Raw genomic sequence first — 23,843 nt, 5'->3', positions numbered from 1 at the left:
CACGATGACGAGAATCGCGGGATCCACTCTGCCGCCGGTGCACCCGTTCGTCGGCATGGACCTGACGACCGTTCTCGCCGAGCGCGTCCGCCGCCGCCCCGACCACCTGATGCTGATCTGGGAACCGGCCGACGCCGCGCCGCGGACCTGGACCTACGCCGAGTTCGCCCACGACGTCGCGGCCACTGCCGCCGGCCTGGCCGCTCGCGGCGTCGGGCCCGGCGACGCGGTCATCATCCATCTGGACAACAGTCCCGGCTTCCTGCAGGTGTGGTTCGCGTGCGCTCGGCTCGGCGCCGTCGCGATCGACGTCAACACCCGGTACGCGCAGGACGAGCTCGCCCACGCGGTCGAGATCACCGGTGCGGTCGGCATCGTGACGGACGCGCGGCTGGGCCTCGCGGACAGCTCGACGGCGGCCCGGCTGGGCTGGATCGCGCGGCTGGACCCGGCCACGGGCACGGTGCCGGACCTGTTCGGCGACCCGGCGGACGCGCCCACCCGGACCCCCGACCCGGGAGCTCCGCTGTGCGTCCAGCTCACCTCGGGCACGACGTCCCGCCCCAAGGCGGTGCTCTACACCCACGCGAACGCGTTGTGGGCGGGGCAGCTGGGGGCGACGACGTGGCGGCTGTCCTCGGAGGCCGTCCAGTTCGTCTACGCGCCGCTGTTCCACACCCATGCGCTGTGCTGGCAGTTCCTCCCGACCCTGTGGGCCGGCGGGACGACGGTGCTCGTACCGAAGTTCTCGGCGAGCCGGTTCTGGGAGGTCTCCGTCCGCAACGGCTGCACCCACACCGGCCTGTTGGGGCTTCCTTTCACGTTGCTGGCCGAGCAGCCCGTGCCGGCCCACAGCTACCGCAGCTGGATCTTCGGCTTCGAGTACCCGCAGGTCGATGCTCGCTACGGATTACGGCTCCTCAGTGCCTGGGGAATGACCGAGGTCGTCGCCACCCCGATAGCCGGCAACCTGGACAGCCCGGGCGAGCCGCTCGAGATGGGGCGCGCCGCCCCGGCCTACGAACTCCGGATCGCCGACCCGACCGGCGTTCCCGTCGCGCCGGGCGAGACAGGGGAGCTCCTCGTCCGTGGCGTCCGCGGGCTGTCGCTGTTCGCCGAGTACCTGGGCGACCCGAAGGCCACCGCGGAAGCGTTTCTCGACGGCTACTTCCGCACGGGTGACCTGGTCACGCTGACGCCCACCGGCGGCCTGAAGTTCGCCGGCCGGGCCAAGGACATGCTGAAGGTCAGCGGCGAGAACGTCGCCGCGGCCGAGATCGAACGGGTCATCGCCGCGGTCACGGACGTCACCGCGGCCGCGGTCGTCGGGCGCCAGGACCGGTTCCGCGGCGAGGTCCCCGTCGCGTTCATCACCGCGCCCGACACCGCCTCGCCCACCGAGCTGACCGACCAGGTACTGGCCGCGTGCCGCGCCCAGCTGGCCGACTTCAAGGTTCCCCACGACGTCTACCTCGTCGACGAGCTGCCCCGCGCCACCCTCGACAAGATCTCCAAGGGCGTCCTACGCCAATGGGCCGAGCAACGAGCCGAAGCGGCCTCATCGCACGCGACGCGGTGATCGTCGCTTCAGGTCAGGTTCGAGCGGAAGGTCGCTCCGCGAGGTTCGGGCCGACTGGGATGTCGCCGCGGAGGGTGATGCGGTGCATGATCCGTTGGAAGTCGCCGTAGTCGTGGTCGGCGTAGTGGGCGGTGCTGCGGTTGTCCCAGAGCACGACGTCGCCGGGCCGCCAGTGGTGACGGACCAGGTGTTCGGGCCGGGTGATGTGCGCGAAGAAGATATCGAGCAGCCCCCGGCTCTCGGCGTCGCTCACCCCGGCGATCCGCACGGTGAAGCCAGGATTCACGAAAAGCGACCGCCGGCCGGTCTCGGGGTGCACCCGCACGACGGGGTGCCGGACAGGAACCAGGGTCCGAACCTGCGTTCCGTCCCAGTCGTTGCCCTCGCCGCCGCGGCGGTTGGCGAGGTACTCACCGAACTCCCGGTTCCCGTCGTGGATGGCCTCCAGCCCGTCCGCGAGTGCGCGCACTGACGGCGAGAGCGACTCGTAGGCCTGTTCCAGGTCGACCCAGTTCGTGGCGCCGCCGAGGTCGGGCAACCGCACCGCCCGCAGGATCGACGCCATGGGCGGTCGGGCCATGAACGTGACGTCGGTGTGCCAGACGTCGGATGTTCCGCCGTCGTGGCTGTCCAGTTCGTAGATCTCCGGGTGCTGTGAGTCTGCCCCCGGCACGACCGGATGCGAGGTCGTCACCTCGCCCAGCGCCCGGCCCAGCGCGACGTGGTCGTCGGCGTCGAGATCCTGATCCGGAACGAACAGCACCTTGTGGGTGACAAGGGCCGTGCGCAGCTCCTCGGCCCCGCCGGAACGCGCCAGCGTCCGCAGGTCCAGGCCGTCGAGGCGTGCCCCGATCCGGGGGGTGAGCCGCTCGGCCCGCCAGGCCGCGCTGTCCGTGGTACCGCGGGTGCCGGCGTCGTTCCGCGAGGCTCGCGCGGCCGCTGGCCGGGGCGCGGCGGGTGGACGTCGGTCGTCGGTGACGCCTGGCATGTCGCTCTCCTCGGTCGGCGCGGTGTCGGTTCCTCCCCAACAGCGCAGTTGACAGCCACTATTCCGATCTGGATTGTGTGCAAGGTGATGATTGAGTTCAGGGGGACGCGTCGGCGTCACGTCGATCTCGGTCACGTCACGAGCGCCAGCTGTCCCGTCACGATGTGTTGATGGCCGGCGGCTCAGCCGCCGGCCGAGATGCTCCCGATCCGGCAGATCGAGTGCCGATCGCCCCCACATCGTCCGCCGCATGATCATCGTTCGCCGCAGGCGCGCGCCGCCCCTGACGGTGCGTGCCGGCCCGCGTGCGCGGCCTCAGCTTCCCTCAACCTGGAGATACCCCTTCATGCGCAAGACCCTTCTTGGCATCTCCCTGCTCACCGCCGGAGCGCTGGCCCTCGCCGCCTGCGGCTCCTCTGGCTCGTCCGGCTCGGCTGGTTCGTCGGCCTCCGCGGGTTCGTCCGGCACGAACCCGACCCTCGGCGTCGGGTACTTCCAGAGCGCCACGGTCGGTCCGGAGGTGCTGGTCGCGGGGAACTCCGACCTGGCCGGCAAGATCGACGGGAAGATCAAGCTCACCCCCATCGACTCCGGCGTCGCGGGCCTCGCCGAGCTGCGCGGTGGCGCGTTCCCGTTCGTCTCGGGCGTCGGCAACCCGCCGGTGGTGGGAGCGATCGCCAACGACACCAAGTTCAAGGTCATCTACGCGGAGTACTTCGACGCCGCGCAGCTGATCGTCGGCCCCGACATCAAGGCCAACGGCGACCTCGCCGGCAAGACCGTCGGTGACCTCCAGGGCTCCTCGGAGGACTTCGAGATCCGCGGCTGGCTGTCCAAGCAGGGGCTCACCGACAAGACCAAGGTCGTCGGCTTCCCGAGCGAGGCGGCGGTCGCGGCGGCGTTCAAGGCCGGCCGGATCGACGGTGCCTACGTCGAGATCGCCCAGGCTCTCGACCTGAAGGCCAACAACTCGGGTCGGCAGGTCGTGACGGCCGAGGAGATCGCGAAGCTCGGCTTCCCGTCGCTCAACGTGCTGGGCGTGACCGACGACTTCGCGGCCAAGAACCGCCCGGTCGTGCAGCAGTTCGTCTGCCAGATCATGCACGCCCAGGCGATCAGCACCGGCCCGCAGGCGGACGCGTACATCACCAAGGCTTCCGGGCTGACCGGCTCGCCCGCCTCGCAGGCCATTCCCGCCACGAAGATCATCCCCTTCGTGCCGGCCAGCGAGGAGTTGTCCTGGTTCAAGAAGCCGGGCGGCACGCTGGCCGACGGTGAGATCGCCAAGGCCTACGCGCTGACCGGGCAGTTCCTCAAGGACCAGGGCCGCGTGACGACCGTCCCGACGGCCGCGCAGATCACCGCCCACCTCGACTCCAGCTACGTCGAGCAGGCCCTGAAGGACAACTGCGCGTCGTGACCACCACCCAGCAGGCGCGGGCGGGCGCCGGCACCAGACCCGCCGTCGAGATCATCGGTGTGCGCAAGCAATTCGCCGGACGCTCGCGCCGGGCGCCCGCGCGCCTCGCGCTCGACGGGTTCGACCTGGCGGTCGCGCCCGGCGAGTTCCTGTGCCTGCTGGGACCGTCCGGCTGTGGCAAGTCGACGTTGCTGAACATGCTCGCCGGCTTCTCCCACCCGGACGGCGGTGAGGTGCTCGTCGACGAGCGGCCGGTCACCGGTCCCGGTCCCGACCGTGGCGTGCTTTTCCAGACGCCGATGCTTTTCCCCTGGCTCAGCGTGCTCGACAATGTGCTCTACGGGCCGCGAGCCCGTCACGAGCTCGACGCCGAGACGCGCGGCCGGGCCGTCGAACTGCTCGAGACGGTGGGCCTCGGCGATGCCCGGGACGCCTACCCACACGAGCTCTCCGGTGGCATGCGGCACCGGGCGGCCTTCGCCAGGGTCCTGGTGAACCGCCCGCGGCTGCTGCTGATGGACGAGCCGTTCGGCGCGCTCGACGCGATCACTCGGGTCGCGATGCAGCGGTTCCTGCTCGACCTGTGGCAACGGGACCGGATCACGATCGTGTTCGTCACCCACGACGTCGAGGAGGCGGCTCTGCTCGGCGACCGGGTCTGCGTCATGTCGGGAAGTCCCGGCCGGACCCGGGCGGTCATCGACATCGACCTGCCCCGGCCCCGCAGCATCGCCGACACGGAGACCCTGGAGTTCGTGCGGCTCAAGCGCCAGATAAGGGAGGCGCTCGAAAGTGAGCACTGAGGTGTCACCCAGTTCCCAGGCCGCCGGGGCGATGCACGGCCTGCCGGGAGGCGATGCACAGCTCGCGGCGCGGACGATGACGGAGGCAACGATCACCCTGGCCGGGGACCGCGCCCCGGCCCGAACGTTCTCCTGGTCCCGGGTCGCGTACGGGGTGCTCGGCCTGGTTCTGGCCGCGGCGGTCTGGGAGGTCGGGTCCTACCTCAAGGACGACCCGGTGATCCTGCCGACGGTGCAGAAGACGGTGAGTACCTTCTGGCACTACCTCTTCCAGAAGTACCCGGCGGTGCAGGGCAAGACGCTCTGGCAGCACGCGCTCGTCAGCGCGGCGCGCATCCTCGCCGGCTGGGCCGCCGGCGTCGTCCTGGGCGTCGCCATCGGCGGGATCATGGCCTCGGTACGGGTCATCCGGCACCTGCTCGACCCGATCATCGAGATCACCCGGCCGTTGCCGCCGCTGGCCTTCATCCCGCTGTTCATCGTGTGGTTCGGCATCGGTGAGACGCCGAAGTTCATCCTGATCCTCATCGGGGTGGTGCCCGTGATGATCATCGCGACGGTGTCGGCGCTCGACGCGGTCCCCAAGGAGCTGGTGCAGGCGAGCCGCAGCCTCGGCGCCTCGCCGCTGTGGTCGCTGCTGACCGTCCGGCTGCGCAGCGCGCTGCCGTCCATCATCACCGGCATGCGGTTGGCGATGGGGGGCGCGTGGACGAGCATCGTGGCGGTGGAACTGATCGCCGCGACGAGCGGCCTCGGCTACCTGATCAACAATGCCGGCGTGAACCTGCAGACACCGCTCGTCCTTTCCGGCATCCTCGCCATCTCGGTGCTCGGCATCGCCTTCGACGGCCTGCTGCGCCTGCTGCACCGCTTCGCCGACCCCACGACCCGCTGACCGACGGGCCGCTGAGCACACGACCGCTGACGGAAAGGGCCGCTGATGTCCCTGCACCTGCACTGGTATCTGCCCACGAACGGCGACGGCCGGGGGATCGTCGGCTCCGGCCGCGCGGGTTCGAGCGGCGTCGGCGACTCGGAGGCCGTCGAGCGTCTCCCCGACATCGACTACCTCGCCCAGATCGCCCGCTCGGCCGAACAGCTTGGCTTCGAGGCGATGCTGACCCCGACCGGCAGCTGGTGTGAGGACGCCTGGCTCACCACCGCCGCGTTGTCGCAGGTCACCTCGCGGCTGAGGTTCCTGGTCGCGTTCCGCCCGGGGTTCCTCAGCCCGACGCTGGCCGCCCAGCAGGCCCAGACGTTCCAGCGCATCTCGGCGGGACGGCTGTACCTGAACGTGGTGACGGGCGGCGACCCGGTCGAGCAGCGCCGGTTCGGTGACTTCCTCTCCCACGACGAGCGTTACGCCCGCACGGCCGAGTTCCTCCAGGTGCTGCGCGGCGCGTCCGGCGGGACGCCGTTCGACTTCGACGGCAAGTACTTCCAGGTCGAGGGGGCGACGTCCCGACCGAGCCGGTGGGGGACACCGCCGGTGTTCTTCGGCGGCGCGAGCCCGGCCGCCGAGGACGTCGCGGCCGCGCACGCCGACGTGTACCTCGCCTGGGGCGAGACGCCGCCGCAGCTGAAGGAGCGGCTCGACCGGATGCGCGAGAAGGCGGCAGCCGCCGGGAACGACGACCTGCGGTTCGGCATCCGGCTGCACGTCCTCGGCCGCGACACCGCGGGCCAGGCCTGGGACGAGGCCAACCGGATGATCGAGAACCTCAGCCCGGAGCGGATCGCGTCGGCGCAGGCCGATCTCGCGAAGATGGACTCGGTCGGGCAGCGGCGCATGCAGGACCTGCACGGGGGCCGCCGCGAGGACCTGGAGATCTACCCGAACCTGTGGGCTGGCTACGGCCTGGTCCGCGGCGGCGCCGGGACCGCGCTGGTCGGCAGCCACGAACAGGTCGCCGAGCGCCTCGAGGAGTACCACGCGCTGGGCATCGACCACGCGATCCTCTCCGGCCAGCCACACCTGGAGGAGGCCTACTGGTTCGGCGAGGGCGCCGGCCGCCTGCTACGCCGCCGCGGCGTCGTAACGGAAGTCCAGCCGCCCGTCCCGGTCCCGACGACCTGAACCGCGGCTCCTAGCCGGTGGGCGGGGTCCGAAGGCCGGTGTAGCTGGCGGCGGCTCCCTGGCTGCGGCGGCCGGCGCGGACCTGGTCGACGGCCGCGCGCAGTTCCGCGAGCAGCTCGTCGACGATGTGCACGTGGTACGGGGAGACCATCAGGTGCAGGCCGCCGGGCTGCCGGTTGAGCCACCACCGCCGTTCCTCCAGGACGTCGGCGACGGCGGCGAGATCGACGTCTTCGCTGGCGAACTGGAACACCGCCGCGTCGGGCCGGATCGTCAGGCGCAGCCCGTCGATGCTCTCGATACCGGCGACGAGCCGCCGCGTCGCGTCGCGGACCGCCCGCGCCTTGGCCAGATAGCCCTCGACGCCGTGGTACTTCAGCGCGGCCCACGCGCCGGCGATGGGGGGCGCCGGGCGGGTGCCGGCCGGTGTCGCCGTGGCGTACAGGCCGCCGCCCCAGACCCCGTCGTCGAACCACACCCGCTTGAACGCCAGGTCGGGATCGCGCCACAGGATGGTGGACGCGCCCTTGAAGCTGTACCCGTACTTGTGGATGTCGGCGCTGATGCTCGTCACTCCCGGGACGCGGAAGTCCCACGGCGGCACCGGTTCACCGAGGCGCTCCCAGAACGGCAGCAGCAGGCCGCCGAGGCAGGCGTCCACATGGCAGAGCACGCCCGCCGCTGCCGCCGCGGCGGCGATCTCCGGCACCGGGTCGATCACGCCGTAGGGGTAGCAGGGGGCGCTGGCGACGACCATCGCCGTGTCCGGACCGATCGCGGCCCGGATCGCCGCCGCGTCCGCCCGGAAATCCGGACCGACGTCGACCCGCGTCTGGCGGACGCCGAGCAGGTGGCAGGCCTTGGCGAACGCGGGATGCGCGGTGCGGGCCGTGATGATCTCGGGCGTCTCGACGCCGCGCTCCTGGGCCACGGCCCGTGCCACGGACACCGCGACGAAGATCGACTCTGTGCCGCCCGACGTCAGCCCGCCGGCCCCGGGCGGTCCGTGCAGCAGGCCGGACACCATGTCGGCGGCCTCCTGCTCAAGGCGCGCGAGACTCGGGAAACGGAACGGGTTGAGCGCGTTCTCGGCCAGGTACTCGCGGCTGACGGCGGCGAGGAGCTCCTCCAGCTCGGGGTCGTCCGGGTGGTAGATCAGGCTGAAGATCCGCCCCTCCCGCCACGGAGCGTCATCGTGTCGGTTCGCCCGGACGCTCGCCAGAACGTCGGCCGCCGGCGTGCCCTGCGTGGGCAGTGACTCGCTGGACGTCATCGGTCAGCCTCCCGTTCTCAGCGGCCGCCACCCCTCCGACCTCGACCGAGGCTACCGATGCGCGAGTCGTGCCGCGGGCCGCCGGCCAGCGCGGGAACGGGTGGGCGCGGGCAGAACCGCCGGACGCTTCAGTCGCGTTACAAAACGGCCGAGGTGGCGCGGATTGGAGTTAGCGTGCCGACCGTGACGACAGACCACATCGCGGGGCACCTGCGACCCGGCGGTTCCCCACCCGGTGGTGTGCGCGACAGCGCCGGGGTGAAGGTGGAGCAGCACCGCCTGCCGACGACCTACGCCGCGTTCGCCGCGCTGCCCGCGGCGACCGCCGAAGAGACGGCGGCGGTGGCGCAGGTCCTCGCGCGTTTCGGTCATGCGATCGACAACGCCGACCAGGAGCTGCTCGCCCAGGTCTTCGTCGACCCGCCAACCCTGGAACCGGCGACGTCGCCCTCCCACCACGTCGTCAACACCGAGGTCAAGCACGTCCCCGCCGGCCTGGCCGCCTGGAGCCGGCTGGTGACGATCGCGGGCGACGGGAGCGTGGCGAGCGCCGACGTCCTCGACGTCCTGGCCGAGACGCCAGCCGGCTGGCGGGTGGCCCGGCGCACCGTCCACCCACGCCACGGCGGCCCGGCCGTCATCGGAGACGGCGACGGGGAGGCGCCGTGGGCGTGACGGTGGTGCCGGTCGACGCGGCCACCTACGCCGAGGTCTGCGACCTGCTCGCCCGGCATCCGCACCTGTTCGACAACCTCGCCCTGGCCGCCGTGCCCGGGGCGTACACCGCCGACGCGGTGATGGGTGAGGCGCCGCTGGCGCAGGTCGTCGGTGGGCTCCCGTTCGGGCGGGTGATGTTTCCGCACCACACCACGGACGTGGCCGTCCACCGGGTCGACGACGACACGCTGCGGGTCTGGGCGAAGTACTTCGTGATCCGCGGCGACGGCACGGCTGGGTCCGGCGACTACCAGGACACCGTGGTGCGCACCCCGCTGGGCTGGCGGATCGCCGAGCGGCAGGTCACGCGCGGCAACCGCCCGGACGACGACCCCGACGGCCCCTCGACGCGGAGCCTGTCCACGGCCACCTGGCTGGCGCCGCTGCCGGCGGGCGAGGCGGCGCCGGTCCGGGCGGCGTCATGAGGTTCATCACGATCACGCTGATCGTCCATGCGCCGGATCCGATCACCGGCAAGGTGCCGAGCACAGCGGACCGGTTCCGCGCGGTACTCGACAGCGCGCTGTTGGCGGAGGAGCTCGGCTTCGACGGGTTCGGGGTGGGGGAGCGGCACGAGCGCCCGTTCATCTCCTCGTCGCCGACAGTGGTGCTGAGCCACATCGCCGCGTTGACCCGGCGGATCCGGCTGTTCACCGCCGTGACCACGCTGAGCCTGCTCGACCCGGTCCGCGCCTTCGAGGACTACGCGACCCTCGACCACCTGGCCGGCGGCCGGCTGGAGCTGATCATCGGCAAGGGCAACGGCGCGGCCCAGCGCGACCTGTTCCACGTCACGCCCGAGGACCAGTGGGACCGCAACGCCGAGTCGTACGAGGTCTTCCGCCGGCTCTGGCGAGACAACAAGATCACCTATGACACCCGGTTCCGCCCGCCGCTGCACGAGGCCGAGGTCTGGCCCCGCCCGCTGCAGCGACCGATCCGGATCTGGCACGGCAGCGCCACCAGCAAGGAGTCGGTGGACCTCGCCGCCCGGTACGGCGACCCGTTGTTCTCGGCCAACGTCACCAACCCGATCGAGCCCTACGCCGAGCTCGTCCACTACTACCGCGAGCGCTGGGCCCACTACGGCCACGACCCGGCGGCGATCGCCGTGGGTGCCGGCACGGCGGGCTACTACGCCGCCCGTAACTCGCAGGACGCGCTCAACGCCTACCGACCGGTCTTCGAGGGCCAGCTCGCCTTCCAGAAGAGCCTCGGGATGCAGCCGGTCTTCCCGACCCTGGAGGACTTCGTCGAGCGCAGCTCGGCCCTGATCGGCAGCCCGGCCCAGATCGTCGAGAAGGTGCACCGCTACCACGAGCAGTTCGGGCACAGCGTCCTGCACCTGCACGCCGAGGCCAGCGGTCTCACCGCCGCCCAGCACCGGGCCAGCCTGGAGCTCTTCCAGTCCGACATCGCGCCCGTGCTGCGCCGGGAGATTCCCGACCCGCCCTGGGGCTGGGGGCCGGGCCCGATCGGTCTGCCCGAACTGCCCTGATCGGCGGCGAGACCCGCCGGCTTCCGAGCGAGGCGGAGGCTGCCGGGCGGCTGGCGGCCTGCGGGCGATAGTGTGGGGCCAGGCGGCCCGCGGGCCGCCGCGGCGGTGGGGCCCGCCGTACCCGAACCGCGGCGTTCGCGCCGCCAACGGTCCCTACTTGTGACGAGTCACGCCCGAGGCTGAGCCTTGGGCGCCGCGCAGGTAGGAGGTTGACCGTGACCGAGGTCGAGCGGGCAGCCCAGCCATCGGATCCTGATGTCGATCTGCATGTCCCGGTGCAGCGGGGTGAGCTGCGTCGGGCGCCGGTCACGCTGCTTCTGGCGATCTCCGCTGGCGGGGTGCTGGGGTCCTGCGCCCGTTACGGGGCGGCGTTGGCGTGGCCGACATCCGCTGGGGCGTTCCCGTGGACGACGTGGGTCGTGAACGTGTCCGGCTGCGCCGCGATCGGCGTGCTGATGGTCCTGATCGCCGAGGTGCGGACCGCGCACCCCCTGGTCCGTCCCTTTCTCGGCACCGGCGTCCTCGGCGGGTTCACGACGTTCTCCACCTACGCGGTGGACACGCAACGGCTGCTGGACACCGACCGGCCCGGCCTGGCGCTCGGCTATCTGGCCGCGACGATGGCCGGCGCGCTCGGTGCCGTGTGGATCGCGGCGACGGCGACGCGGCGACTCGCGAGGGGGCGGGCATGACACGACTGACCGGCCGGGCGCTGCGGCTGACGGTGTTCATCGGAGAGAGCGACCTCTGGCACCACCGGCCACTGTCCACGGAGATCGTGCACCGGGCGCATCACGCCGGCCTCGCCGGCGCCAGCGTCTTCCATGGCGTCGAAGGGTTCGGCGCGTCCTCGATCGTGCACACCACCCGTCTTCTGTCACTGAGCGAGGACCTGCCCGTCGCCGTCGTCATCGTCGACGACGAGACCCGGATCCGCGGCTTCCTGCCGGAGCTGGACGAACTCGTCGGCGAAGGGTTGGTCATCCTCGACGAGGTCGAGGTCATCCGCTACGTCGGACGGAAGGGCGACCGGTGAACTGGCTGCTCGTCATCGCGGGCGCCGCCGTCGGAGCTCCGCTGCGCTACCTGACCGACCGGGCCGTGCAGACGCGCCACGACACGGTCTTCCCCTGGGGCACGTTCGCCGTCAACGTCACCGCGAGCCTGCTGCTCGGATTCATCACCGGCGCGGTCACCGCCGGCGCGGCCTCCCCGCGGGTGGCGATCCTGGTCGGGACCGGGCTGTGCGGGGCGCTGAGCACCTACTCGACGTTCTCGTACGAGACGTTGCGGCTGGCCGAGACCGGCTCCCGGGCGCTCGCCGCCGCGAACGTCGTCGGGAGCGCGCTCGCCGCGCTCGGCGCCGCTGTCCTCGGCGCCGCGCTCTCCCAGGCACTGTGGGGGTAGCCGGTCCGGCGTCGCGCGGGGACTAGCCGGTCCGGCACCGTAGGGCGGCGGCGACTGCGGCGGCGAAGGCCATGGTGAGGGCCGACGGCTGCGGGACTTCCGGGCGGACGAGCGCGATCGATCGCGCGATGACCGGCTCGTCGATGGGGACGACGGCGATCTGGGCGAAGGCGACCAGGGGCAGCACGGCGCGGGTGACGGCCGAGACGCCGAAACCGGAGGCGACGAGGCCGCCAGCCGTGGCGACGGACGTCGTCTCGATGCGGTGCGTGGGTGCGGCTCCGGCACGGGCGAACGCGTCGTCGGCGAGGCGGCGCAGGCTGGTGCCCGACTCGATGGCGATGAAGGGATGACGCGCGAGCTGTTTCCAGGTGGTGCGGCCGGCGGCGTGCAGCTCGTGGCCGGGCGGCACGATGGCGATCATCTCGTCGTCGCCGACGACCTGAACGTGGAGGCCGCGGACCGGGCCGGGGTCCTCGGTGAGCGCGAGGTCCGCGCGGCCGTCGTGGAGCTGCCGTAGGACCTGGGAGGCGTTGCCTTCCAGGACGCGGACGCCTACCCGGGGCCGTTCGGCGGCGAAGGCCGCGGCGACGTCGGGCAGGACGGTCGCCGCGAGCGACGGCAGGGCGGTGACGTGCAGGGTGCCACCGCGGCCGTCGACGTAGGCGGCGAAACGGCCGAGGCCGTCATCGAATCCGCCGACGATGTCGCGGGCGACGGCGAGGAACTCGCGCCCCTGGGTGGTGGGGGTGACCGAGCGCGTCGTGCGGTCGAACAGGCGCGTCCCGACGGTGCGCTCGACGTCCTGCACGGTCCGGCTGAGCGCGGGCTGGCTGAGCAGCGTCCGTGCCGCCGCCGCGGTGAACGATCCGGTCTCGGCGACAGCGAGCACGGATCGCAGCTGAGCGATCGTGAGGTCCCTCGCGACCGTGAGAGCTGCTGTGCGCGGATGATCCATGTCTGTGATGCATAAAAGCATACGCTTTTGGTCTTTGCCTCGCATGCATCGTCCGGGCCAGGATCGGCGCCGGAGGTGGTGTGGTGAGGACGATCCGGATCGGAGTCGGCGCGGGCTTCGCCGACGATCGGATCGCCCCGGCCGTGGACCTGGCGGACCGCGGGGAGCTGGACTACCTCGTCTTCGAATGCCTCGCGGAACGCAGCATCGCGCTCGCGCAGCTGGAGCGGCGCCGGGATCCCGACGGTGGCTGGAACGAGTGGCTCGACGAGCGAATGGACGCGGTCCTCGAACCGGCGGGGCGGCACGGCACCACGATCATCACGAACATGGGTGCCGCGAACCCGCTCGGCGCGGCCCACCGGGTCGCGGCGCGGGCCGCCGCGTTGGGGCTGCACGGCCTGCGGATCGCGGCGATCACGGGCGACGACGTCCTTCCGGCCGTGCGGAGCGCCGACCCTCCCCTACTGGAGCGCCCGGGGCGGGTGTCGTCGCTCCCCGAGGTCATCTCCGCGAACGCGTATCTGGGAATGGACGCGCTGCTGGGCGCCCTCGACCAGCGCGTCGACGTGATCGTCGCCGGTCGGGTCGCGGACCCGTCGCTGTTCCTCGCCCCGCTCGTGCACGAGTTCGGCTGGGCGCACGACGACTGGACCCGGCTCGCGGCGGGAACCGCGGTCGGCCACCTGTTGGAGTGCGCCGGCCAGCTGACGGGCGGCTATTTCGCCGATCCCGGCGTCAAGGACGTCCACGACCTGGCCGGGCTCGGGTTCCCACTCGCCGAGGTGCGCGCGGACGGCTCTTTCGTGGTGACGAAGCTGGCGGGCACCGGTGGCGAGGTGTCGGTCGCGACGGTGACCGAGCAGCTGCTCTACGAGATCCACGATCCCGCGCGCTACGTCACCCCGGACGTCGTCGCGGACTTCTCCGCGACCGAGCTCACGCAGGTCGGGGCCGACCGGGTGGCCGTGACCGGTGTCCGGGGCACGGCTCGGCCCGAGACGCTCAAGGTCTCGGTGGGTTACCTCGACGGCTTCGTCGGCGAAGGGCAGATCTCCTACGCCGGCCCCAACGCGGTGGCACGGGGCCGGCTCGCCCTCGACGTCGTGCGGGAGCGACTGTCCCGCGACGCCAGTCCGGTGCAGGAGGCCAGGTACGAGCTGATCGGGGTGGACTCCGCGTTCCCAGGGGCTGGCACCGGAGGGTTCCCCGGGGCAGGCACTGAAGGCCAGCCGGGCGAGGTGCGTGCTCGCGTCGCGGCCCGGACTCCGGACCTGCGCAGTGCCCGCCGGGTCGGGCAGGAGGTCGCGGCGCTGTGGCTCAACGGGCCCGCCGGCGGCGGCGGCGTGACCCGCACGGCCACCGAGGACGTCGGCATCGCCTCGGTCTTCCTGCCCCGCGTGGACGTGACGGCCCGGACGACGCTGATCGGGTCTGACGAATGAGGCTCTACGAAGTCGCCCACGCCCGCGCGGGCGACAAGGGCAACATCTCCGACATCTCCGTGATCGCCTACCGGATCGCGGATTTCGACCACATCCGCCGGCACGTGACCACCGAACGCGTGCGCGCCCATTTCGGCGAAAGCGTTCGCGGTGCCATCGTGCGTTTTGAGCTCCCGCAACTGGCGGCGCTCAAGTTTGTCCTGCATGACGCACTCGACGGCGGCGTGACGCGATCACTCGCGCTGGACAGCCACGGCAAGACGCTCAGCTTCTGGATGCTCGAACTCGACCTGCCCGCGCCCCCACGCCGGACCGACGATGACAGCACGGTCGCGTGAACGCGTGCTCCGCCGCTGTGCCCTCGCGGCGAGAAGACAACGAATGGATCAAGGAACTGCCGGGAGCTCACGATGATGATCGACCCTTACCTGGTCGACACGCCCGCGGGGACGCTGCGCGGAACCTCGCGGGACGACGGTGGCGTGTTGTTCGCCGGGATCCCGTTCGCCGCCCCGCCCGTCGGGCCACTGCGACTGCGCCCGCCACGGCCCGCCCGGCCGTGGTCGGGCATTCGGGACGCCACCGAGTTTCGGGCCGCACCCCCGCAGCGCGCCCCCGCGCTGATGAGCACCGGCACGGCCGCGACGTCCACCCCGCTCACCGGCCCGGCGGGGCCACCAAAGATCGACTACGACGAGGACTGCCTCTACCTCAACGTCTGGACCCCTGATCCGACCGGTCGCCGGCCGGTGATCGTCTGGTTCTACGGCGGCGGTTTCGACGTGGGCTCCGCTGCCCCGCCCATGACCGACGGCGGGGCGCTGTCCCGGCTCACCGGCGCGGTGGTCGTCACGGCGAACTACCGGCTCGGCGCGCTCGGCTTCCTGCACCTGGCCGACCTCGGCGGCCCCGGCTGGGAGGGCAGCAGCAACCTCGGCCTGCAGGACCAGGCAGCGGCGCTGCGCTGGGTCCGTGACACCATCGCGTCCTTCGGCGGCGACCCGGGCAACGTCACGGCGGCCGGCGAGTCCGCCGGAGCGTTCTGTGTCGGCGCGCTGCTCACCATGCCCGCGGCCGTGGGCACCTTCCACCGGGCGATCCTGAGCAGCGGCAGCACCGCGCGGATCTTCGACACCGACACCGCCACCGGGATCGCCGCCGACCTCCTGGCCGCGCTCGACCTGCGGACGGTCGACGACCTCCTCGACCTGCCGGTCGAACGGATTCTGGACGTTCAGACCTCGGTCGTCGACAGCGACATCGGCCGGCGCAACCTGCCCGGCGGACGCTCCTGGGGCGTCGTGCACGACGGAACCGTCCTGCCCCGCCATCCCCACCAGGCCGTCCTCGACGGCGCCGCCGCCGGCCTCGACCTGCTCGTCGGCGCCAACCGCGACGAGGTACGCCTCTTCCAGGTCATGCAGGGAGCCGCCTACCAACCCACGGACGAGGCGGGACTGCTCGCCGAGATCCGCAGGGCCGGTGTCGCCGCCCCTGAGCGTCTCCTGGCCGGCTACCGCCGCAGGGCTCCGAACGGCAGCCTCGCCGACCTGCGCACCCTGTTGCTCACCGACGCGGTCTACCGGCTGCCCGCCAGCCGGCTGGCCGCCGCCCAGACGGCCGCCGGAGGCCGAGCGCACGCCTACCTCTTCGCCGCGGAGCCCTTCGGAGCGGACCTCGGCGCGTTCCATGCCGCCGACCTTCTTTTCCTGTTCGACGGCCTGGAACGCTTCGGGAAAGCCACACCGGAACTCGTCGAGGTTCAGCAGGACCTGACCCGAGCCTGGGCCGAGTTCGCCGCCACCGGCGACCCCGGCTGGCCGGCGTACGACCCCGCTGCCACCGCCAACACCCGCCAGTTCGGCGGCGACGCCGACAGGGTCACCGAACCCCCTGACGACGACGTCACCAGCGCTTGGACCTCGCCAGCCTGAGCTGTCCGGCCCCGAGATCGGCCACGCCTGTCTGATCGACGAGTAACGGCGAAAGAGCGGCTCGCGCGCCCGTAGCGGGACGCGCGAGCCGCTCGACGTCTCGCCGGCTATGAGCCGTTGCCGGCCATCGCCTCCTCGGCGGCCTGCGCCATGAACCGGACCAGGTCGTTGCGGGGCAGCGAACCCATCATCAAGACGGCCTCCCGCAGCTTCTCTCCGACGACCCAGGTGGGACCGTTGCGGAGGTTGTCGAAGCCCTCGGCGACGACGTCGCTGACGGCGGCGGCGTCGCTCGGTGCGGTGTCCAGCCCGGCGAGCTGGCCGCGGGCATGTTCCAGCCGGCGCAGGGTCGGGGTGTCGGTCTTGCCGAGCACGAGCCCCAGGACGTCGACGCCCTTGTCTCGCAGCTCCGCCCACAGCGCCTCGGCGAAGACCATGCCGAACGACTTCGTGGCGGCGTAGGCCACCATGTTCGGCGCGCCGGCGAAGCCGGCGGCCGATCCGAGCAGGATGACCCCACCGCGGCCGCGCGCGACCATTCCCGGGGTGTAGTGGTGGCACAGCTGCATCGGCACGGTGCAGTTGCGCTGCACCATCGCCTCGGCGGTCTCGATCGGGTTCGCGAGGAAGTGCTCGTAGTTCGGGTCGGCGCCCGCGCAGTAGACCAGGAAGCCGATCTCAAGGCCCGCGGTGGCCGCGGCGACCGTCGCCGCTGCGTTCGGGGCGGCGAGGTCCACGGCGACGGCCCGGGTCTCGACTCCTGTGCGGGCACCGATGCCCGCGGCCACCTCGTCGAGGAGGGCCTGCCGGCGGGCAAGCAGCACCACGTTGACGCCACGCTCGGCGAGCGCCTCGGCGAACGCGGCGCCGACCCCGTCGGACGCGCCCGCGACCAGCGCCCAGGGCCCGTAGTCGTCAGCGAACGTCATGAGCTTGCTCCTGTCTCCGGTCGGCCGAACGCCGACCGCGGTGAAAGGGATTGCCGACGGGCGTCGTCGTCAGGCCTTCGGCAGGTCGGTGCTGCTGACGAGGCGGGTGGCGCTGAAGCTGCGCCGGCTGATCCGCCACCCGTCGGCCGTCCGCACGAGCTCGTCCTCGTAGCCGCCGACGGCATCGATCCAGAGAGCCGGGTCGGTGGGCGAGAGCGCGAGCACGGCGTGCACGTAGCTGGACGCGGTGGCCCGGTCGCCGTCCACCTCGATGACGAAGTTGGAGAGCTGGTGGCGGGTGCTGCCCATGTCCTTGTGGACGGCCGTCATGAACTCGGTGATCGCGTCGGCGCCGTCAAAACGCCCCATGTCGCCGTAGTCGGCCTCGACGTCGGGGGTCCAGCAGGTTCGGAACAGTGCCCAGTCCCGCCGGTCGATCCCGGTCGCGTAACGGATCAGGACTTCGCTGATGCTCGCCTGGTCTTCTCGGTAGTCGGGCATGTAAGCCTTCCCCTCGGGCGTTCTAGGCCGTCGCGCCGGCGGCGGGCAGAACGGTGTCGGTGACGGTCCGCAGGTAGCGCCACGCGATGTCCGGCGGAAGGCCGCCGACGAGCGGATGCAGGCTCAGCGGCGTTCCCGAGCGGACGAGCGCGACGGCCTCGTCGACGGACAGGATGCGGTGGCTGCGGTTCTCGGCGCGCAGCTCGTCGACCGTCTGGGCGAAGGACAGGCTCGTGGTGTCGGCCGCCGGGTCGTTCCACTCCGCATAGCTGACGGCGTCGTGCAGCAGGTAGGGCCCGAGCTCATCCCAGGCCTGGTCCACGTCGTCGGCCACGAACGTCGTCATCGGCAGCTCCGGCGGCGGCAGGATGCACAGGCCCGGCGCGTGGCCGGCCTCCTGGGACGCCTGCTCGTAGGCCACTCCCAGTTTCGGGTCGCCGCTCTGCGCGAAGAAGCCGACGCCGTGGCGCCCGGCCCGGCGGGCCGCGGCCAGGCTGCCGCCACCCCACATGACCATCGGGCCACCGGGCGTGACCGGCGCCGGGGTGACGTGGATCCGGCGTCCCTCGTGCTCGAAGGGCGCCCCGGACTTCGCGTGCAGCAGGAGGTCGAGCTTCTCCTCGGCGATCGCGCCGCGGCGCTTGAAGTCGACGCCGAACATCTCGTACTCGGCCGGCCGGTAGCCCAGTGCCGCCACGTACGAGACCCGGCCGCCACTCACAAGGTCGAGGACCGCCATCTCCTCGGCGAGCCGGATCGGGTCACGCAGCGGGAGAATGACGACCGCGACGAAGATCGGCACCGTACTCGTGCGCGCCGCGAGGGCGCTGGCGAAGATCAGCGGTGCCGGCAGGTAGCCGTCGGCAGCCATGTGGTGCTCGCACACCAGCATGCTGACACAGCCCCGGGACTCGGCCCAGGAACTCATCTCCAGGGCGGCGGCGTACAGCTCCGTCGCCGCGGCACCGGTGGCGGGTGCCCGCATGTCGAATCTAAGGGCGAACACGATGCGCTCCTAAGGCTCGGCCCGGGCCGGGCTCGGCACTGCTGGGAGGGCTCCACGCAGGACAGCGGGCCTTCATCGCGACTCCTTCGGGCCTCTCGCACGGCCAGATAAGTTACGGGAGGGAGCGTATCGGAAATGGCGGCCCAGAACCACGGCGAGCAATGGTGCGGCACCCGCCTGGAAGGCTGACCCGCCAGGTCAGCCTTTCGTGGTGAACGGCAGCTTCGACAGTCCTCGCACGTTGGACGAGTAGGCACGCTCGATGCCAGCGCGGTCGACGTCGCAGGCAGTCGCCGCTAGGAGGCGGCCGGTCCGGCGGTCACGGCGCGGGCGAGCAGCTCGACGATGTAGTCGCCGGTCATGTCCCGGCCGGAGAACCGGCGGATGAACACGTGGAACACGACCGAGCCGATCAGCATGTCGAGCACGTCGTCACTGTTGAGATCGAGGTTCTCGTCGCCGGAGACGGCCTCGGCCAGCATCTCGCGGAACGGTTCGCGGACGCTGCCGCCGACCCGCAGGCCCATCAGCGCGTTGCTCTCGGGGTCGGACTGGTAGACGCTCAGCAGCGCGGGCAGCGCGGCGCGGGCCGCCGGCTGGTCGAAGGTCGCGATGAACGCGTCGACGTAGCGCTTGAGGTCATGGCGCAGATCGCCGGTGGGCCGCACGATGACCTGGTCGAAGCCGGGGAAGATCGCGTTCTCGATCAGCGCGATCCGGGTGGGCCAGCGCCGGTAGATGGCGGGTGCCCCGACGCCGGCCCGGCGCGCGACGGCGGCGATCGTGGTGTCGGCGAAGCCCTTCTCGCTGAGCAGCTCGAGGGTGGCGAGGCGGACCCGCTCGTCGACCTGAGGGTCGCGAGGGCGCCCACGGGACGATTCCGCGGGGTCCGTGGCCACCTGGCTCCCGTTTACATTATGATGTGACACGTAATAATTCTAACCTCTCGGATCATGGAGCGGTGGATGAGCAGCTCATACTCGGACAGCGAGTTCGTGGAGCGGATGTTCCCGGAGCCGGCGGACCACGGGATCGCCGAGCCCGACCGCGCGGTCAGCAACGTCGTCTCGGGCACCGACTCGCCCACGGCCGGTGACGCCACCCGGTGGTACGAGGGCGGCGGCCGCATCGGCGAGAAGGCCCATGCGGACATCGTCGTCTATCCGCCCTCGCGTGGCCTGCAGACCCAGGGCGACGCGTTCGAGCCCGTGAAGATCGGGCTGCTGATGGACATCGAGAACGGCCAGCTGATCTTCGACTGGGTCAACGCCACCATCCTCGCCTTCGAGGACGCGCTGAACGAGGGCATCTACGACCGGCCGGTCCGGCTCGTCATCGCCGACGCCCGCGGCCTGCCCCGGGAGAACTTCCAGAAGGCCCGCACCGGCTACGAGTGGCTGTGCGACCAGGGCTGCGTCGTCGTGATCGGGCCGGAGATCAGCGACAACTCGCTGTCACTGCAGGAGCTCGTCAACCGGCGCAAGGTCCCGGTCCTCGCGTGGACCGGCGCCTGGCGGTTCGCCAGCGAGTACTGCTTCACCATCGCCAACGGCGACATCCCCACCGAGGCGGTGATGTGCGCGCAGTGGCTGAAGGCCCAGGGCCACAGCAAGGTCGGCATGTTCTGGGAGCAGGGCAGCTCGGGCCGTGACTACGCCGGCTTCTTCCGCGACGAGTGCAACAGTCTCGGCCTGACGATCGCCCGCGACATCAGGCTCGGTCCGAACCCGCGCGGCCTCACCGAACACCTGCGGTCCATGCGCGAGGACGGCATCACCGGCCTCTACTACGGCGGCTACGGCTACTCGACCTTCCACTTCGCCGAGGCGTTCAAGGCGCTCGACTGGGACCCGCCGCGGGTCATGGGCACCGCGTTCATGTTCTACTCCAACACCAACCGCTGGGCCGAGGGCCTGGAGGGCTGGCACGGCATCGACCAGCTCGGCGTCGAGGGCACGAACCCGAACTACGAGGCCATGGTCGACCGCTTCGCGAAGCGCTTCGGCCGGGTGTCGAAGAACGTCGTCGTCGCGCTGGGCTACGACACGGCGCGGGTGGCGATCCACGGGGTGGCCAACGCGGCGATGGCCACGCCCGAGGAGGTCAAGGAAGGCATCGAGCGGATCCGCTGGATGCCCGCGACGAACGGTGGGCCGGCCACCTACATCCAGTTCGGCCCCTGGGATCACAAGGGCTACAAGGGTGACTTCCTCACGATCCGGGAGCTGCGCGGCGGCGAGCTGCGCTTCGACGGATACCACCGGCCGCAGCACCTGATCAACTCGCTGTAGCCGACCTGATGGGACGCTCAGCTGGCGGGGACGGCAACCCGCGTGGCCTCGACGCGGCCCGCGCCGCCGCCGGGGGAGCGCTGGGAAGTCGCGACGAACAGGGTGCGACCGTCGGCGCCGCCCAGGGCGCACGAGTAGGCCGGGGCTCCCGTCGCCACCCGGTCGACCACCGCCGCGGGCTGTCCGGCCCGGGGCGGCGCGACCCGCAGGCATTCGGGGGCTCCGGCGTTCGCGACCCAGACCGCGCCGTCCGCGTCCAGGCAGATGCCGTCGGGGCGGGCGTCGAGGCTCGCCCAGGTCCGCGGCCCGGACAGGTCGCCGGCCTCGGACCGGTCGAACGCCGTCAGCCGGCCCCCGAAGGTCTCGGCGACGATGAGCGTCCGGCCGTCCGCGGTGATCACGCAGCCGTTGGGGAACTGGAGGCCGTCCGCGACGGCGCGGACCGATCCGTCGGGGTCGACCCGGGCGAGGATCGACGTGGGAGCCTGACCACCGGTGAGGGCGGCGCCGCCGAACCGCGCGACGAAGGCCTGCGGGTCGAAGCCGAAGTCGCCGACGTAGGCCCGTCCGTCGGCGTCGACGACCATGTCGTTGAGCCGGTAGCCGGGCAGGCCGGCGAGGCTGGCGTGCGGTGTGGTCGCGCCGGTGCGCGGGTCGACGCGCAGCACCTGGCGGTCCGCCATCGACACGACCAGCAGGTCGCCGCCCGGCAACCAGCCGAGGCCGGACGCGCCGCCGGCGACCTCGACCACGGGTGCGGCCACGCCGTCCTCGGTCATCCTCCAGACCGTGCCGGTGGTCTGGTCGGCGACCCACAGCCAGCCGTCCCGCCAGCGCAGTCCCTCTGGGAAGGTGAATCCGTCGGATAACAACACGGTCGCGTTCCGGTCATCCATCGCGCCTCTCCGTCCTTCTCGACGTCATCGGATGCCAATCGGCGAGGATGCGGCTTCGGCGGGCTCAGCCCCGAGGCGCCAGGTCGCCCACGGCGGTGATGGCTGCCACGACCTCGGCGGCCGGCGACGCGGGGGCGCCGACGGCGACCGGCGGTCTCACAGTGCGGGAAGAAGACGGCGATACACGCGCCACACGAGGAGAGGGACCGGGCGATGCCGCTCAAACTGGACGTGATGCTATCCGGGTCGGTCGTGGACGCGGCCGAGCGGGCCCAGGCGCTGGAGCGCGCCGGCGTGGACGGGGTCTTCAGCTTCGAGAACGCGCACGACCTGTTCTTCCCGCTGGTCGCGGCGGCGCCGGTCTGCTCGCTGGACCTGCTGACGAACGTCGCGATCGCCTTCCCACGCAGCCCGCTGCATCTCGCGCACGCGGCCTACGACCTGCAGCTGCTGTCGCGGGGGAGGTTCCGGCTCGGGCTCGGCTCGCAGGTACGGGCGCACATCGAGAAGCGGTATGGCGCCCGGTGGGACCGGCCGGTGGCCCAGATGCGGGAGTGGGTGCTGGCCACCAAGGCGATCCTGGACAGCTGGCAGGACGGCACCCGCCTCGACTTCCGCGGCGACTACACGAGCCACACCCTCATGACCCCAGCATTCAACCCCGGGCCGAACCCGTACGGCCTGCCGAAGGTGCTGGTCGGAGCGCTCGGCCCCAAGATGAACCAGATGGCCGCCGAGGTCGCGGACGGGAACCTGGTGATGCCGTTCAACAGCGACCGGCACATGAGGGAGCGCACGATGCCCGCCATCGAGGCCGGCCTGGCGGCGGCCGGCCGGTCCCGCGCCGAGATCGCGGTCACCGCGGAGGTCATCGTCGCCGTCGGGCGCACCGACGAGGAGCTGACCGCCGCCCGGGCCGCCCGCGGAGTGCTGGGCTTCTACGGCTCGACACCGTCCTACCGGCAGGTGCTCGAGGTCGAGGGCTGGGGGCACCTGCAGCCCGAGCTGAACGCGCGGTCGAAGCGCGGGGACTGGGCGGGGATGACCGAGCTGATCGATGACGAGATGCTCGGGACGCTCGGCGTGTTCGGCACCCCCGACCAGGTCGCCGCGGAGATCGTCCGCCGGTTCGGGCACTGCGACCGCGTCTGCGCCTACTTCCCCGGCTATCCGGTCGGGGACGACCTGCTCGCGGACCTCGCGCGGGCCCTGCGCGCGGCGTCCGGGCCGGCCGTCGAAGCCGGCGTCACGCCTGCGGGAACGGCCGCGGGGACGGCCGCGTCATGACCGTCCTGCGCGACGTGAGCGACGGGGTCGCCACGCTGACCCTGCACCGGCCGGAGGTCCGCAACGCGTTCGGCGGCGCGATGGCCCGCGACCTCGCGGAGGCCTACCGCGACTGCGACGCCGACGACGCGGTCCGCGCGGTCGTGCTCACCGGCACGCCGCCCGCGTTCTGCGCCGGGGCGGACATGACCGCCGGCGGGGACACGTTCGCCAGCCGGGACGCCTCGGCCTTCAGCGCGGCGGGGCTGTCCGTGCCGGCCTGGCGGGTCCGCAAGCCCGTCATCGCGGCGGTCAACGGCCATGCGATCGGGATCGGTTTCACGCTGACCCTGCAGTGCGACATCAGGATCTTCGCGGCGGACGCGAAGTACGGCGTCGTGCAGGTCCGCCGCGGGGTGCTCGGCGACGCCTACTCGCACTGGACGCTGCCCCGGATCGCCGGGATGTCCGCCGCCGCCGAGATCCTGCTGACCGGCCGGACGTTCGACGGCCACGAGGCCCACCGCCTGGGCGTCTGCAGCCGGGTGCTGCCGAACGAGGACGTCCTGCCCGCCGCCCTCGCGCTCGCCCGCGACATCGCCGCCAACACCGCGCCACTGTCCGTCGCGTACAGCAAGCGCCTGCTCTGGGACAGCTGGGGACTGGACCCGGCGGGCGTCGAGGAACGCGAGACGGCGGCGCATCACCACACCATGGGCGCACCCGATGCCAGGGAGGGCGTCCTCGCCTTCCTCGAACGGCGAGCCCCGCAATGGCACGGCCAGGTCAGCACCGACTGGTCCGACACCTGAGAACCGCGGCCCTCACCTCGCCAGGCGTAACTCCAGGAGGGAT

The 23,843-nt window shown here is 71.8% G+C and carries 25 protein-coding genes; 17 read left to right on the top strand and 8 right to left on the bottom strand.

Annotation, left to right across the window (positions count from 1 at the left end; translation table 11 throughout):
• Window positions 1-4 precede the first annotated feature (4 nt).
• Window positions 5-1,579, top strand: a complete 1,575-nt coding sequence (locus I6A60_RS12605) for an AMP-binding protein (RefSeq protein ID WP_203017871.1) — start codon at window positions 5-7, stop codon at window positions 1,577-1,579.
• A 13-nt stretch (window positions 1,580-1,592) separates the two neighbouring features.
• Here I6A60_RS12605 and I6A60_RS12600 read toward each other — a convergent pair whose 3' ends face one another.
• Window positions 1,593-2,567 (bottom strand): TauD/TfdA family dioxygenase, encoded by a 975-nt coding sequence (locus I6A60_RS12600; protein ID WP_203017880.1) that lies wholly within the window; start codon window positions 2,565-2,567, stop codon window positions 1,593-1,595.
• Window positions 2,568-2,913: 346 nt separating this feature from the next.
• Between I6A60_RS12600 and I6A60_RS12595 the strand changes: the two genes are divergently transcribed.
• From I6A60_RS12595 to I6A60_RS12580, 4 genes are read left to right on the top strand one after another with little or no spacing between them, the layout of a single operon-like run.
• On the top strand, window positions 2,914-3,987 hold the full coding sequence (locus I6A60_RS12595) for an ABC transporter substrate-binding protein (RefSeq protein WP_203017884.1): 1,074 nt from the start codon (window positions 2,914-2,916) through the stop codon (window positions 3,985-3,987).
• A complete protein-coding gene (locus I6A60_RS12590) occupies window positions 3,984-4,790 on the top strand; it encodes an ABC transporter ATP-binding protein (protein ID WP_203017885.1) in 807 nt (268 codons plus the stop codon). The genes I6A60_RS12595 and I6A60_RS12590 overlap by 4 nt, the downstream gene beginning before the upstream one ends.
• Window positions 4,780-5,685, top strand: coding sequence for an ABC transporter permease (locus I6A60_RS12585; RefSeq protein WP_203017887.1), 906 nt, complete (start codon window positions 4,780-4,782; stop codon window positions 5,683-5,685). Before I6A60_RS12590 ends, I6A60_RS12585 begins: the two co-directional genes overlap by 11 nt.
• Window positions 5,686-5,730: 45 nt before the next feature.
• On the top strand, window positions 5,731-6,867 hold the full coding sequence (locus tag I6A60_RS12580) for an LLM class flavin-dependent oxidoreductase (RefSeq protein WP_203017889.1): 1,137 nt from the start codon (window positions 5,731-5,733) through the stop codon (window positions 6,865-6,867).
• Between the two features lie 10 nt (window positions 6,868-6,877).
• Here the strand turns inward: I6A60_RS12580 and I6A60_RS12575 are convergent, their stop codons facing one another.
• On the bottom strand, window positions 6,878-8,140 hold the full coding sequence (locus I6A60_RS12575; protein WP_203017891.1) for an aminotransferase class V-fold PLP-dependent enzyme: 1,263 nt from the start codon (window positions 8,138-8,140) through the stop codon (window positions 6,878-6,880).
• A gap of 183 nt (window positions 8,141-8,323) precedes the next feature.
• On the opposite strand from I6A60_RS12575, the gene I6A60_RS12570 reads away from it, so the two are divergent.
• The 6 genes from I6A60_RS12570 (at window position 8,324) to I6A60_RS12545 (ending at window position 11,762) form a co-directional block, all read left to right on the top strand.
• Window positions 8,324-8,815 carry a hypothetical protein gene (locus I6A60_RS12570; protein ID WP_203017893.1) on the top strand — a complete coding sequence of 164 codons (492 nt, stop codon included), beginning with the start codon at window positions 8,324-8,326 and terminating at the stop codon, window positions 8,813-8,815.
• Window positions 8,806-9,282, top strand: a complete 477-nt coding sequence (locus tag I6A60_RS12565) for a nuclear transport factor 2 family protein (protein ID WP_203017895.1) — start codon at window positions 8,806-8,808, stop codon at window positions 9,280-9,282. The genes I6A60_RS12570 and I6A60_RS12565 overlap by 10 nt, the downstream gene beginning before the upstream one ends.
• Window positions 9,279-10,355 carry an LLM class flavin-dependent oxidoreductase gene (locus I6A60_RS12560; protein WP_203017897.1) on the top strand — a complete coding sequence of 359 codons (1,077 nt, stop codon included), beginning with the start codon at window positions 9,279-9,281 and terminating at the stop codon, window positions 10,353-10,355. The genes I6A60_RS12565 and I6A60_RS12560 overlap by 4 nt, the downstream gene beginning before the upstream one ends.
• A 215-nt stretch (window positions 10,356-10,570) precedes the next feature.
• Complete coding sequence (crcB, locus tag I6A60_RS12555) at window positions 10,571-11,047, top strand: fluoride efflux transporter CrcB (protein WP_203017899.1); 477 nt, start codon at window positions 10,571-10,573, stop codon at window positions 11,045-11,047.
• Window positions 11,044-11,391 (top strand): DUF190 domain-containing protein, encoded by a 348-nt coding sequence (locus I6A60_RS12550; protein WP_203017901.1) that lies wholly within the window; start codon window positions 11,044-11,046, stop codon window positions 11,389-11,391. The genes crcB and I6A60_RS12550 overlap by 4 nt, the downstream gene beginning before the upstream one ends.
• Entirely contained in the window at window positions 11,388-11,762 is a 375-nt protein-coding gene (locus tag I6A60_RS12545; RefSeq protein WP_203017903.1) for a CrcB family protein, read from the top strand. The genes I6A60_RS12550 and I6A60_RS12545 overlap by 4 nt, the downstream gene beginning before the upstream one ends.
• Before the next feature lie 22 nt (window positions 11,763-11,784).
• Here the strand turns inward: I6A60_RS12545 and I6A60_RS12540 are convergent, their stop codons facing one another.
• A complete protein-coding gene (locus I6A60_RS12540) occupies window positions 11,785-12,720 on the bottom strand; it encodes a LysR family transcriptional regulator (RefSeq protein ID WP_203017905.1) in 936 nt (311 codons plus the stop codon).
• A gap of 80 nt (window positions 12,721-12,800) precedes the next feature.
• Between I6A60_RS12540 and I6A60_RS12535 the strand changes: the two genes are divergently transcribed.
• The 3 genes from I6A60_RS12535 to I6A60_RS12525 all read left to right on the top strand — a co-directional run bounded on the left by I6A60_RS12535 (window position 12,801) and on the right by I6A60_RS12525 (window position 16,099).
• Entirely contained in the window at window positions 12,801-14,165 is a 1,365-nt protein-coding gene (locus tag I6A60_RS12535) for an acyclic terpene utilization AtuA family protein (RefSeq protein ID WP_203017907.1), read from the top strand.
• The gene (locus tag I6A60_RS12530; RefSeq protein ID WP_203017908.1) at window positions 14,162-14,503 is read left to right on the top strand and encodes a hypothetical protein; all 342 of its coding nucleotides are present in this window, start codon (window positions 14,162-14,164) and stop codon (window positions 14,501-14,503) included. The genes I6A60_RS12535 and I6A60_RS12530 overlap by 4 nt, the downstream gene beginning before the upstream one ends.
• A 72-nt stretch (window positions 14,504-14,575) precedes the next feature.
• Window positions 14,576-16,099, top strand: coding sequence for a carboxylesterase/lipase family protein (locus I6A60_RS12525; protein WP_203017910.1), 1,524 nt, complete (start codon window positions 14,576-14,578; stop codon window positions 16,097-16,099).
• Window positions 16,100-16,206: 107 nt separating this feature from the next.
• Here the strand turns inward: I6A60_RS12525 and I6A60_RS12520 are convergent, their stop codons facing one another.
• The 4 genes from I6A60_RS12520 to I6A60_RS12505 form a co-directional block, all read right to left on the bottom strand.
• Entirely contained in the window at window positions 16,207-17,028 is an 822-nt protein-coding gene (locus I6A60_RS12520; protein ID WP_203017919.1) for an SDR family NAD(P)-dependent oxidoreductase, read from the bottom strand.
• Between the two features lie 69 nt (window positions 17,029-17,097).
• Window positions 17,098-17,529, bottom strand: coding sequence for a nuclear transport factor 2 family protein (locus I6A60_RS12515; protein ID WP_203017922.1), 432 nt, complete (start codon window positions 17,527-17,529; stop codon window positions 17,098-17,100).
• A 22-nt stretch (window positions 17,530-17,551) separates the two neighbouring features.
• On the bottom strand, window positions 17,552-18,535 hold the full coding sequence (locus I6A60_RS12510; protein WP_203017925.1) for an LLM class flavin-dependent oxidoreductase: 984 nt from the start codon (window positions 18,533-18,535) through the stop codon (window positions 17,552-17,554).
• Window positions 18,536-18,831: 296 nt separating this feature from the next.
• Complete coding sequence (locus I6A60_RS12505; protein WP_307873658.1) at window positions 18,832-19,434, bottom strand: TetR/AcrR family transcriptional regulator; 603 nt, start codon at window positions 19,432-19,434, stop codon at window positions 18,832-18,834.
• A 66-nt stretch (window positions 19,435-19,500) separates the two neighbouring features.
• On the opposite strand from I6A60_RS12505, the gene I6A60_RS12500 reads away from it, so the two are divergent.
• Window positions 19,501-20,826: an ABC transporter substrate-binding protein gene (locus I6A60_RS12500; protein ID WP_203017929.1), complete on the top strand. Its 1,326-nt coding sequence runs from the start codon at window positions 19,501-19,503 to the stop codon at window positions 20,824-20,826.
• Between the two features lie 17 nt (window positions 20,827-20,843).
• Here I6A60_RS12500 and I6A60_RS12495 read toward each other — a convergent pair whose 3' ends face one another.
• Window positions 20,844-21,722, bottom strand: coding sequence for an SMP-30/gluconolactonase/LRE family protein (locus tag I6A60_RS12495; RefSeq protein WP_203017931.1), 879 nt, complete (start codon window positions 21,720-21,722; stop codon window positions 20,844-20,846).
• A gap of 213 nt (window positions 21,723-21,935) precedes the next feature.
• Between I6A60_RS12495 and I6A60_RS12490 the strand changes: the two genes are divergently transcribed.
• Window positions 21,936-23,009 (top strand): TIGR03617 family F420-dependent LLM class oxidoreductase, encoded by a 1,074-nt coding sequence (locus I6A60_RS12490; RefSeq protein ID WP_203017940.1) that lies wholly within the window; start codon window positions 21,936-21,938, stop codon window positions 23,007-23,009.
• The gene (locus tag I6A60_RS12485) at window positions 23,006-23,800 is read left to right on the top strand and encodes an enoyl-CoA hydratase-related protein (RefSeq protein WP_203017942.1); all 795 of its coding nucleotides are present in this window, start codon (window positions 23,006-23,008) and stop codon (window positions 23,798-23,800) included. The genes I6A60_RS12490 and I6A60_RS12485 overlap by 4 nt, the downstream gene beginning before the upstream one ends.
• The last annotated feature ends 43 nt before the right edge of the window (window positions 23,801-23,843 follow it).

This window comes from Frankia sp. AgB1.9 (genome assembly GCF_016786355.1).
Lineage (GTDB): Bacteria > Actinomycetota > Actinomycetes > Frankiales > Frankiaceae > Pseudofrankia.
This window is presented reverse-complemented; position numbering and strand designations above follow the sequence as displayed.